Annotated in this window: 9 protein-coding genes; 4 read left to right on the top strand and 5 right to left on the bottom strand. The window is 55.1% G+C overall.

All coding sequences use genetic code 11. From position 1 onward, the window contains the following. Positions 1-100: 100 nt before the first annotated feature. From DNI29_RS16225 to DNI29_RS16210, 4 genes are all read right to left on the bottom strand, one after another. Positions 101-1,228 (bottom strand): tetratricopeptide repeat protein, encoded by a 1,128-nt coding sequence (locus DNI29_RS16225; protein WP_110979182.1) that lies wholly within the window; start codon positions 1,226-1,228, stop codon positions 101-103. Positions 1,229-1,299: 71 nt separating this feature from the next. Next, positions 1,300-2,157, bottom strand: coding sequence for a tetratricopeptide repeat protein (locus DNI29_RS16220; RefSeq protein ID WP_123823288.1), 858 nt, complete (start codon positions 2,155-2,157; stop codon positions 1,300-1,302). Positions 2,158-2,327: 170 nt separating this feature from the next. Further along, entirely contained in the window at positions 2,328-5,105 is a 2,778-nt protein-coding gene (locus tag DNI29_RS16215; protein ID WP_438834630.1) for a DNA gyrase/topoisomerase IV subunit A, read from the bottom strand. Between the two features lie 318 nt (positions 5,106-5,423). Next, positions 5,424-7,343, bottom strand: coding sequence for a DNA topoisomerase IV subunit B (locus tag DNI29_RS16210; protein ID WP_110979180.1), 1,920 nt, complete (start codon positions 7,341-7,343; stop codon positions 5,424-5,426). 192 nt (positions 7,344-7,535) lie between these two features. On the opposite strand from DNI29_RS16210, the gene DNI29_RS16205 reads away from it, so the two are divergent. The 4 genes from DNI29_RS16205 (at position 7,536) to DNI29_RS16190 (ending at position 11,646) form a co-directional block, all read left to right on the top strand. After that, positions 7,536-8,720, top strand: a complete 1,185-nt coding sequence (locus DNI29_RS16205; RefSeq protein ID WP_110979179.1) for an AI-2E family transporter — start codon at positions 7,536-7,538, stop codon at positions 8,718-8,720. 212 nt (positions 8,721-8,932) lie between these two features. Then, complete coding sequence (locus DNI29_RS16200; RefSeq protein WP_110979178.1) at positions 8,933-9,403, top strand: ferritin-like domain-containing protein; 471 nt, start codon at positions 8,933-8,935, stop codon at positions 9,401-9,403. A gap of 172 nt (positions 9,404-9,575) precedes the next feature. Further along, complete coding sequence (locus DNI29_RS16195) at positions 9,576-11,087, top strand: exonuclease domain-containing protein (RefSeq protein WP_110979177.1); 1,512 nt, start codon at positions 9,576-9,578, stop codon at positions 11,085-11,087. Between the two features lie 106 nt (positions 11,088-11,193). Beyond that, complete coding sequence (locus tag DNI29_RS16190) at positions 11,194-11,646, top strand: hypothetical protein (protein WP_110979176.1); 453 nt, start codon at positions 11,194-11,196, stop codon at positions 11,644-11,646. A 2-nt stretch (positions 11,647-11,648) separates the two neighbouring features. On the opposite strand, the gene DNI29_RS16185 is transcribed toward DNI29_RS16190, so the two are convergent. Next, positions 11,649-12,080, bottom strand: a complete 432-nt coding sequence (locus tag DNI29_RS16185) for a hypothetical protein (protein WP_110979175.1) — start codon at positions 12,078-12,080, stop codon at positions 11,649-11,651. Positions 12,081-12,092 lie beyond the last annotated feature (12 nt).

Raw genomic sequence — 12,092 nt, 5'->3', positions numbered from 1 at the left:
GTAGTGGCTATACAAGCAGCCGTGAGGCCGCAAGTTAGGAGTTTCTGTTAGCTATGCTGCCCCTACCCTGCCTATCAATGCTAAACCTTGCTTGAGCCTGCTATAGTCCGCTGGCGGGTCGCTCTACCGTAATCGGGTCGATTGCTTCCACAGCCGGGCGCGGCGCTTCTTCCACAACAATGCCTTTAGCCCGGTTACCAACCTTCCAGACTTTGTAGGTCCAATGGCGGTTACCAGGGTTTTCAGCTACCAGCAGTCGGTACTGTTCAGCGGCTTCAGGCCAGCGGCTTAGGCTCTCCAAGCTCTCAGCCAGCATTTGTCGCGCGCCTGCCAGACGCGGTGCCCGACGCAGGGCCCGTTGCAGATGGGGCACAGCATTAGCATATTTTCGGGCTTTAAAGGCAGCTAATGCCAAGCGGTAATCGGCCCGGTAAAACGTTGTATCCAGCTGAACCGTCCGGGCATAGATGCGGGCGGCGCTGTCTGGCAGATTCTGTAACTCAAATTGCCGACCATAGTCATACCAAAGCGGCCCGTAGGTAGGGGCCAGTTTCAGGCCGCGAGCTGCATACTTCGCGGCTTGAGCGGGCTGCCGGAAGGCATTGGAAAGAAACGCAAGCTGGTGTAGCGTCTCGGGTTGGCGTGGGTCGCGGGCCAAGCTAGCCCGCAGGTAATCGAGGGCCTGTACTGTATCCTGCAGCCCTACATAGGCAATACCTTTGTAGAACAGCGCCGCCGCATCATCGGGCTCCTGTTGAAGCGCTCGGTCCAGCTGGTCAAGCGCGTCCTGGTAGCGGCGGGTGGCCAGGTGCATCTCCCCTACCAGTAAATTCAGCTCAGGCGAGGCAAAGCCTCGACGGGCCGCTTCAGTAGTGGCAGCCAGCGCCGATTTTATATATCCGCGGGCCCGCAGCGCCCGGGCTTTCGTGAAGTAGAACTCCCCTGGTGCATCGTCCAGCTCCAGGGCACGGTTAATGTCGCTCAGCGCGGCTTCAGTCTGACCAGCATCCAAACGAAAAGCGGCCCGTCGGGCATAGAGCGAAGCATTTCGCGGTTGGCGCGAGATGGCGCCATCTAGCTCTTCAGCCTGGATTTTAGGACCGCTCTGTACAGTTTTCAGATTCACCATCTTCTCGGGCCGCTCAGCCGGAGCATCGGTGCAGCTACTTAGCCCAGTTGAACCGGCCAACAGCAGCACGAAGAAGTGAAAAGAGGAAAAACGGCGCACAGCAAAAAGGAAAGATCAGGTACAAAGATAGGGTCTGGCACTATCTGCTACATCGGGGCCAATGCTGCCTACTACAATGTCCTGACGTGGCGGCTGATCTGACGGCGTAATTTGCGGTTTAGCTGCTCCAGCATCCGACGGCACCGACGGCTCAGCTCTAACTCATCGGCGGTAACTGGTGTTAGCGCCACGGCTTCTTGCAGCACGGCTACAGCCCGGGTCTGCTGACTGCGGTTGAGATACACCCGTGCTAAGTCATAGGCATACTGAATGCGCTGCGGATCAAGCTCGTGGGCCCGCTGTAGTGCGTCAATGGCGCGGTACGTACTGGCTCCGGAAGGAGTGCCGCCCAGAAATAGTCTGCTGAAAACCCGCTCTAACGGGTTGTAATGGTCAACGCGGTAGTGCCAGCGGCCAAGCAACTGCCAAGCCTCGGCCCATTCCGGACAAAGCTCAACGGCGCGGAACACATGTGGCCGCATGGCGCGGTAAGCGAGCAGACGCCCACGGGCCGTGAGCAGGGTTGCCTGATTCGCTAACGTCAACCCCTCGGCGTAGTGACCTTCGGCCCCGTCGGGCCGTACTACCAGCGCCCGACTGGAATAGAGGCGGGCAGCCGAGAAGTAAGCTGATTTTCGGGTTTCATCGGTGTAGCGCGCGCCAATCCGGACGCTGAGCACGGCAGCCTGCCAGAGAGCATCGTAGGTCGCGGGGGCTTTGCTCAAGGCCAATTCGTATTTCGCCAAGGCTTCCGATTCATGATACTGGCTCTGCAGAGCGCGGGCCTGGGCCATCAGCTCGGCAATGGTGGGGCCAGTTGCCTCGGTCGGGCGGCTGGTCGATGGTGCCTGTTGGGCACTGGCTTCCCTGCCTGCCAGCAGCAGGCTAACCAACACTACCCGCACGAACATTTGACCGGGACGCAACATGATCAGCAAAGGTACTTTTTCAGAGCCGAGAATAGCGAGCAACTGGCCGCGCCCCATAGTACCCTACCCCCTTATTTGCCCGCAACCTCACCCTACCCAGCAAGCCCTACCCCCCATGCATTGAAAAAGGCTGGCCCTCTGGGTCAGCCTTTTTCAATGCAGTACTGTATTTAGAACAGCTTCAGCTGCGACTTAGGAGTTTTAAGCACGGCCTGGGCCTGGGCAACATCGGCTTCCGATATTTCAACGGGACCGGTTAGCTCGGGCAGGGGCTCGTTCTCGTTGGCAGCAGCGTCGGGGGTAGCTGCTGGGCGCGGGATGGTAGCAGGTCCGCGCTTTTTAGCTACTACCCGGCGTTCCGGCTCCGGACCTTCATCAGTGAGCAGCGTTACCGCGTGCACCTTGAAGTAGTTGAGCTTGTTGCCCATAGCTTTCCACCCTTTCACATCGATGAACTCGTGGAGGTGGAACTTCTCGGTTTCCTTATCGGCCTTTTTGTCGCGCTGAAGCTTTACTTCTACCTGAGGCTCGGTATGGCAAGTCGCACATAGCAGCTTCGAACCTTTGGTTTCCGATATGAAGATAAAGCGCTTTTCCAGGGTGCTGGTTTCAATCTTAAACCGTTTAACGAAGTGGGTTTTCGATTCGCCCTCTACATACACGCTGCTGATAACGGTTTCGGGCTCTAGCTTACGGAGCAGCACGATGTTGGGAACATCGGCGTGCCACGCCAAGTCGGGCAGGCGCACTTCGTACGACCCATCCTTGTACACTACCAGCAGGGTATCTTCGGTATCGAAAGTACCGAGGTAGCGGCCGTGACCGGCGTGGTTGAAGCGCCCCACCACCGCATCGAAAAATACTTCGCGCCCGCCCAGAGTTGAGTCGCCCACGGCTTTGCGGGTGATCTTCTTGATGGGCTGCTTGGTCACGATATTACCCATGGAGCCTTTGCCTTTGATAGCCAGCTCGGCGAAATCAAAGTCAAACTGCTTTACCCGGGCTGGAGCTTTGTCGGAAAGCTGCACGCTCACAATCTCCGACTCGGAGTTGGGGTTAGCAGTGAGGTAGAGCGTTTTGGTGCCCTTCGTGCCTTTGGTCAGATCGTAGACTTTGTCGCGGGTGATGCCAGTTACAAGGAAGCGCTTGGCGAAGGCAATACCCGAGGCGCCGTCCTGGTAAATCATATTGTACACCAGCCGGTCGTCGTTCTTGTTGTATACGCCGACGTGCAGGATGTCCTTACCGATGAAGGTCTTCTCGGCAATTTTAGACACCATGAAGGTACCGTCGCGCCGGATGGCGATGATGTCGTCCAAATCAGAGCAGTCGCACACGAACTCGGCCTTCTCGTCTTTCTTGAGCCCAAAGCCCACGAAACCATCTTGGCGGTTCACGTAGAGCTTTTGGTTCGCAATGGCTACTTTTTGGGCCGTTACTACATCAAACGTACGCAGCTGCGTTTTCCGCTCTCGGCCTGCTCCATACTTTTTCAACAAGCCTTCGAAGTACTGGATGGCGTAGCGAACAATGTTGGCCAGATGGTCGGCCACTTCCGCTAGCTCCGTTTCCAGCTTCTGAATGTACTCATCAGCCTTGAAGCCGTCGTACTTAGAGATACGCTTGATGCGGATTTCGGTTAGGCGGGTCAGGTCATCCTCAGTGAGCGGGCGACGCAGCACAATGCGGGTATCATTGGCCTTCTGCTTTTCACCTTCAACGCGCACGAACTTTCTCAGGCCGGCATCAATGGTCTGCAGAATCTCCTCCCAGGTTTCGCATTCCTCAATTTTGCGGTAGATGCGGTTCTCGATGAAGATCTTTTCCAATGAGGCCGAATGCCACTTCTCCTGCAGCTCTTCCTGGCGGATTTCTAGCTCGCGCTCCAGCAGACGCACCGTTTTTTGGGTGCTCAGGCGCAGCATGTCCTCTACCCCCACAAAGCGCGGCTTATCCTCGATAATCACGCAGGTGTTGGGCGAAATGCTGATTTCGCAGTCAGTGAAGGCATAGAGCGCGTCCATGGTGAGGTCCGGCGACACGCCCGCGGGCAAGTGCACCTGAATTTCAACCTCAGCGGCCGTGTTATCGACTACCTTCTTGATCTTGATTTTATTCGCTTCCGAGGCCTTCACGATGCTTTCCATCAGCGCCGTGGTGGTGGTGCCGTAAGGAATGTCGCGAATCACAAGCATAGTCTTATCGACCTTCTCAATGGTAGCGCGCAAGCGGATTTTGGCCCCACGCAGACCGCCATTGTAGTTCGATACGTCGCAGAGGCCACCGGTCGGGAAGTCGGGGAACAACTGAATTTCCCTACCCCGCAGCACGTCGATAGATGCCTTGCACAACTCGCGGAAGTTGTGGGGCATAATCTTGGTGCTTAGACCTACGGCAATGCCTTCTACCCCCTGCGCCAGCAGCAACGGAAACTTTACGGGTAGCGTGGTGGGCTCGCGCTTGCGACCATCGTAGCTCATTTGCCACTCCGTGATGTCAGGATTAAACACCACATCCAGAGCAAATTTGCTCAAGCGAGCTTCAATGTAACGCGCAGCAGCAGCTCCATCCCCCGTCCGGATGTCACCCCAGTTACCCTGGGTTTCAATGAGCAGATCTTTCTGCCCCAGGTTCACGATGGCGTCGCCGATGGAGGCGTCACCGTGGGGGTGATACTGCATGGTCTGGCCGATGACGTTGGCTACTTTGTTGAAGCGGCCATCATCCATCTCATTCATAGCGTGCAGAATGCGGCGCTGCACAGGCTTCAACCCGTCCTCAATGGCGGGCACGGCGCGTTCCAGAATCACGTAGGAAGCATAGTCCAGAAACCAGTTCTGGTACATGCCATTCACCGTGGCTACATCGTGGATGGTTTCGCCGGGAGCGAATTTGGGCTCCTCCTCCGTTTCTTCCGTAACTGGCTCGGGCTCGGTTACGGCGTCCACATCGGCGCCAGACTCAGCCAGCAATAGCTCGCCGGTTTCGCTTACAACCAGTTGGGTAGTATCCTCTTCAGACTCAGAGGGCACAGCAGCATCCGCCGGCGTAGCCGACTCGGCCCCGAACTCAAAGGAGTCGCCGGCCCCGAAGGTGTTCGGCTGCTCGTCCTGGTTCGGGTCGTGGGGGTTCGTCTCTTCTGACACAGTAGGGTGTGGCGCTTGCCACGATTATTGTTCTTGTACCTCTCTCCTGCTCCCAGGGGTAGCAGAAGGTTAAACTCTTCTTTTTAGGCGGCTGAAGCGCGCCCGGCAATTGCTTTGCCGTTAGGCTAAATCGGCTTCCGCTACTTCCTCCATGGGCAGCACGTCGGAAGTCACCAGATCTTTCTCCAAACGCAGGTTTTCAATGATGAATTCCTGACGAGCCGGAGTATTCTTGCCCATGTAGTAATTCAGAACTTGCTGAATAGAGCGGTCGGACTGCAGAATGACAGGCTCCAGTTTGATGTTGTCGCCGATGAATTTGCCGAACTCGTCGGGCGAGATTTCACCCAAGCCTTTGAAGCGGGTCACCTCGGGGTTACGGCCCAGCTTGCGCATGGCAGCCTGCTTTTCCTGCTCATTGTAGCAGTAGATCGTCGTCTTCTTGTTGCGGACACGGAACAGCGGCGTTTCCAGAATGAAAACGTGGCCATTGCGCACCAAATCGGGGAAGAACTGCAGGAAAAAGGTGAGCAGCAATAGCCGAATGTGCATACCATCCACGTCAGCATCAGTGGCAATTACGACCCGGTTATAACGCAGATTTTCAATACCTTCCTCGATATTGAGCGCGTGCTGAAGCAGGTTTAGCTCCTCGTTCTCGTACACTATTTTCTTTTTCAGCCCAAAGCAGTTCAGGGGCTTTCCGCGCAGGGAGAAAACGGCTTCCGTTTCTACGTTACGGCTTTTGGTGATGGAGCCTGAGGCCGAATCACCCTCGGTAATGAAGAGGGTAGTAAGCAGTTCTTTCTCCGCATCCTTTGTTTCGCCCAGGTGCAGGCGGCAGTCGCGGAGTTTACGGTTATGCAGGTTGGCTTTTTTGGCGCGCTGGTTAGCCAGCTTCTTCACGCCCGCCATGTCTTTCCGCTCCCGCTCGCTTTGCTCAATGCGCTTGCGCAGGGCCTCAGCTACCGCCGGATTTTTGTGCAGGTAGTTATCGAGGTGCTCTTTCAGGAAATCGACTACGAAACCGCGCACCGTAGGCCCATCGGGCCCCATGTTGATGGAACCTAGCTTGGTTTTGGTCTGCGATTCGAACACCGGCTCCTGCACGCGCACGGAAATGGCTGCAATAATGGAGCTGCGGATATCGGCGGCATCATACTCTTTCTTGTAGAACTCACGCACGGTTTTCACTACCGCCTCGCGGAAAGCAGCAAGGTGCGTACCGCCCTGGGTAGTGTACTGGCCGTTTACGAAGGAGTAATACTCCTCGCCGTAGTCATTACCGTGGGTCAGGGCTAACTCAATATCCGGACCTTTGAGGTGGATAATGGGGTAGCGCAGGCTCTCAGGGTCAGCTTTGCGGGCCAGCAAATCCAGCAGGCCGTTCTCAGAGTAGTACTTCTGGCCATTGAAGTTAATGGTCAGGCCGGCGTTCAGATAAACGTAATTCCAGATCTGATTTTCCAGGTACTCCGGGATGAAGCGGTAGTTGCGGAAAATAGAATCGTCGGGCTGAAAGGTCATCAGCGTACCGTTGCGCTGGCTGGTTTTCACCGGCTTAGGGTCACTGGTAAGAACACCCTGCGAAAATTCCGCCGACTTCATCATGCCTTCGCGCACGCTCTGCACTAAAAAGTAGTTGCTGAGCGCGTTAACCGCTTTGGTGCCTACCCCGTTTAAGCCCACAGACTTCTGGAACACTTTGGAGTCGTATTTACCGCCCGTGTTAATCTTGCTTACTACCTCTACCACCTTGCCCAGCGGGATGCCGCGCCCGTAGTCCCGTACCTGTACGCGGCTGTCCGAAATCTTAATATCGATGGTGCGGCCATGGCCCATGACGTGCTCATCGATGGAGTTGTCAATCACTTCCTTCACGAGCACGTAAATACCATCATCGTAGCTGGAGCCGTCCCCGAGCTTACCGATGTACATGCCGGGGCGCAGACGGATGTGCTCACGCCAGTCGAGGGAGCGGATGCTGTCTTCGGTGTAGCCGTGGTCGGGGGTAGCGGCGGGTACTTGTTCTTCAGCCATGAAATCGGGTAATCAAATTTGAGGTAAAATAACGCAGAAAATTGGCCTTTTCCGCGTCTTTCTTTCGCTATTCAAGTTAGCAAAATTTCATTTACCAACCCAGCAGCGTGCCGGATTGTTCCCATAAAACCCGACAAAATCTGTCAACACCTTTGCTTTCACTTCCTTTGTTTTACCAATTTCCTTAGCAATATGCTTCCTCCCGTTACCCAACATCATTTGCCTCCTTCGGGCCACAAACCCAATCCGGAGGTGAGGCAGGCCCCGGTAGTTCAATTTGCTTTCCTCATGATTGGGGCAGTGCTGCTGGTGTATTCTCTGCGCGTTTTAGATGATGTGCTGCTACCCTTTGTTTTCTCGGGCATCTTCTCGTTGCTGCTACTACCCATCTGCCGGTGGCTGGAGCTGAAAGGCCTACCCCGGGTACTCGCAATTATTGTGTGCTTGCTGCTGCTGGTGCTGATTGTGGTTGGAGTAGTACTGGGCTTTGGCTCACAGCTAGCCCAGTTCAAAAGCGAGATACCCAAGCTGCAAACTAAAACCATGGAGTTCTTCAACTCGGCTCAGGAGTGGGCACACCAGCGGTTTGGCTACCAGCCTATGAGCATTGAAGAGGTAAAGGACTCGACGCTGAAGGCTCTTAAAAAATCGGGCGGTACGTACCTGGGCACCACACTTAACACTACTACCTCGGCCCTAAGCAACATTCTGCAGGTGTTTATCTACATCTTCTGCTTGCTGCTATACCGTGACCATCTGCGGCAGTTTATGTTCCGCTTTGTGGCGCCTGACAAGCGTACGGCTGTATTGCACACCGTTGATAACATTCAGACGGTGGTGCAGGCCTATATTTCGGGCCTGGTAAAGGTGATTATCATCGTGGCAGTACTCAATGGCATCGGGCTGGTAGCATTGGGGGTAAAATTCGCGGTGTTCTTTGCCATTTTCGCCTCGGTACTGGCCGTCATTCCTTACATCGGCATCATGATCGGGGCCACTATCCCGGCTATTATTACGCTGGTAGAAACGGGCTCCATTGTGCAGGCTGCCCTGGTAATTGGGGTGTTTGTGGTGGTACAGTTTCTGGAGGGCAACTTTATTACCCCCATGATTACCGGCTCACAGGTGAGCATCAACCCGCTGGCTGCTATCCTCGCCCTGATTTTGGGCAATGAGCTATGGGGCACACCAGGCATGATTTTGAGCATTCCTCTGATGGCTGTAATTAAGGTGGTGCTGGACGCTAACAAGGTAACGGAGCCGTGGGGCTTCCTGCTCGGCGACACAGCAGAAGGCGAAAACTCCACAAAAGCCGGTGAAAAGCAACCGGGCTTTATTAGCCGACTTTGGAGTCGCGTGACGGGTAAGGCAACCTAACAGGCCTAGCTATACGGCATCCTTTTGAATCCCCCGTCGGCTTTTACCGGCGGGGGATTCTTTTTTAGCAAGAGGCCAGCGCAAAACTCTGACAACCGAAATTTTATAATCTGGGAAAGGCAACCTGCACAGCCCAGACAGGGTATAAAAGCCCATCTGTCCCCTACTCAAGGACATATAAATCTCTTTCCTTTCATTCAAAATTCTTGATCATGGCCACTATAACCGGCGATACTGCCCGCGCTTACAACGACCTCGTAGAAATCAATAAAACCGCCGCTAAAGGTTACCAGGAAGCTGCCGAAGGTGCTAGCAGCGCTGATCTGAAAGCAAAGTTCAGCCAGTTCAGCCAGCAGCGCGCTCAGTTTGCTTCCGAGCTTTCGCAGCACGCCCAGCAGTATGGCATTAATCCGGAGCAAGGCAATACAGTAGAAGGCTTAGTAGCTGACGCCGCTGCCGCCGTACACCGCGGCTGGATTAACATCAAATCGGCCATTACGGGCCAAGACGACAGCGCCATTCTGGGTGAGTGCGAAACCGGCGATGCCGTGGCACTGCAGTCGTATGAAACGGCTCTGAAAGCTTCTGAGCTGCCTGCCGAAGCCCGCAACGTGCTCCAGAAGCAACACAGCGAAATTCTTTCGGCTAAAAACTGGGTTACCCAGCAGAAAGGCGCCCGCTAGGCTTTCAGCCGACTTTATTACGAAAAGCCCGCCTCATTTGGCGGGCTTTTTTGTTTTCAGGCTTCGCGTAATCGGTATGCGTTAGGAGCTTCCTACCCTATGCAACCTTCCGGGGGCCTATCTTTGTTACCAATAGGATTAGCACATTTGTTTACCTGATTCCGCGCCTCGTTTGTACGCTATCATTGACCTTGAGACTACCGGAGGGCAGCCCGCGCAGGACCGCATTACGGAAATAGCCATTTATATCCACGATGGGGAAAAGGTGGTGGACGAGTTCAGCACCCTGCTGAATCCGGGCCGGCCTATCCCCTTTTTCATCACCCAACTCACCGGCATCACCGATGATATGGTGCGCGACGCACCCAAGTTTCATGAGGTAGCGCGCCGGATTGTGGAAATAACGGAGGGCTGCGTGTTCGTGGCTCACAATGTGCGCTTCGATTATTCCTTTCTGAAAAAGGAGTTTGCGGACCTAGGCTACAACTACTCGCGCAAAACGCTGTGCACTGTGCGCCTGAGCCGCTCCCTTATGCCAGGACAACCTAGCTACAGCCTGGGTAAGCTCTGCCAGAACATCGGAATTCCGCTCAATGACCGGCACCGCGCTACCGGCGACGCCGCTGCTACCGCTATTCTATTTGGGCGGCTGCTCAAGATCAGTCAGCAGGAAGAAGCCCTTCAGGCACCCGGCCTTAGCCCCGCCGAAACGCTGGCGGCGGTAGATGCTAACGCGCCTTCGGGCCGGCGGCCTGCAGCTGCCACTACGGCAGCGCCCACCAAGCAGCCATCAGCCCGCAAGATCAAGGCCGTACAGGAAGCTATTCGCACGGCATTGCTACCCCCCAATATCACCCCGGAGAAAGTAGCTTCCCTACCCCAAGAGGCAGGAGTATACTACTTCCACGATGAGCAGGGAGAAGTTATTTACGTCGGCAAGAGTATCAACATCTATAAGCGGATTCAACAGCACTTTGCCGTCGATTACAAGTCGCGTAAGAGCATCGAGTTCAAGAACTCCATTTCGGATATTACCTGGGAGCTGACGGGCTCGGAGCTGGTAGCGTTGCTCTACGAGTCGCACGAGATAAAGCGGCTGAAACCCCTGTACAACCGGGCGCAGCGCCGCTCAGTGTTTCCGGCTGGCATCTTCCTGCGCACTGATGAGAACGGTTACAAGCACCTCTACTACGGCCGTGCCGATGACCATGCGCAGTCGCACCCACTGATTGCGTTAGGCAACCAGTATAAGGCCAAGGGCTTCCTGTTTCATAAGGTAGCCAAGTTCAACCTGTGTCAGAAGCTTTGCGACCTGTACAAAACCACCGGCTCTTGCTTTGATTATCAGGTACACCGCTGCAAGGGGGCCTGCATCGGGTTGGAACCGGCCGAAGAATATAACCAACGCGTAGAAGCGGCCATTGAGTCGTTTACCTACGAGCATGGCACCTTTGTGATTACCGGTGCCGGTCGCCGCCCAGACGAGAAAAGCATTGTGGTGGTGGAAAACGGGCGCTACTTGGGCTTTGGCTATGTAGATGACACCTTCACGGCCCGCCGCCTACCCGACTTTGTTGACGCTATTACGCGCTACAACGACAATAAAGATGTCCAGCAGATCATTCGGCAGTACCTGCGCACCAAGCACAAAGACAAAGTGAAGGTGTTTAAGAATCCCGCTTAGGTTTACCGTTAACTCGGAGGTAGGCAACTGTTTTTAAGGTTGTATTATATAGCCAAACTGCTATCTTCAGGTAAGCGACCGTTCGCTGTTGGCAACCTGAAGATGTATGGTCAATGTCTACGAATCTTCCTACCTGCTAATACACCACGACCCGGCTAACCGGCTTCTGGAGCTAGAGTGGACACACCCCGTTAGTGGCCAGCAGCTCCGCGACGGATTGACGGCAGGCCTGCAGTATGCCGAGGAGTTGCAGATTAGAGCCTGGATTGGCAATATGAAGAATCTGCAAACTATTGTATTCCCTGACCAGCAGTGGATTTATGAGGAGTGGTTTCCACGCTTCGCCCGGCTGGGAGTACGGCGGCTGGCGGTAGTGGAGCTCGGCGACAGTGGCAGCCGCATAGGCATTGCTCAGATTATGCGCCACACGGAAGGCCTAACCCCATTAGCTACTGCTTACTTCGCTACTGCTGAGGCTGCTCGTGGTTGGGCCCAACACTGGCGCGATGAACCCATGCTACCAAGCACTAGCTTTCCGGCCTATCCGTCGGGCTCCTGAATTTAGGGAGTGGCACTAGCGCGCTGCTGTTGCTGCAGCCACTGTACTGCGTGATTTTCATCGTTGAAGCGGCGCATATAATAGGTTCGGGCGGAGTCCGTTTCTGCAATGCTGAAGGCCGGCATGGCCTCCGTCAGTTGCTGATACATAGGCGAGAGGAGCTGACTGAGAAATACCCGACGACCCATGGTGGCGCTAAGAGACGGAAAAAACTCCGTGAGTCCCCACCGGGTGGTTTCTGCGTCAGCGGGTTGTCGGCGGCGTCCATCCAGCAGCCAATACGGACAGTCGCACTGCTTTGCCGTAGCCAGAATTAATGCATAGCCCGCCCGAGTTTCGTCTCCCGTTACGGGCCGCAGCCACCGAACCACCAAGAAATTCAGGTCGTTGCGATAAGTCAGACTAAGATAGTCAGGAGCGGGAAACGTGAGCATTATGCTGAAGTA

The organism is Hymenobacter sediminis (assembly GCF_003231285.1).
In the GTDB taxonomy this organism is placed as follows: domain Bacteria; phylum Bacteroidota; class Bacteroidia; order Cytophagales; family Hymenobacteraceae; genus Hymenobacter; species Hymenobacter sediminis.
The sequence above is the reverse complement of the archived record's forward strand: the minus strand, read 5'-3'. Positions and strand labels throughout refer to the sequence as shown.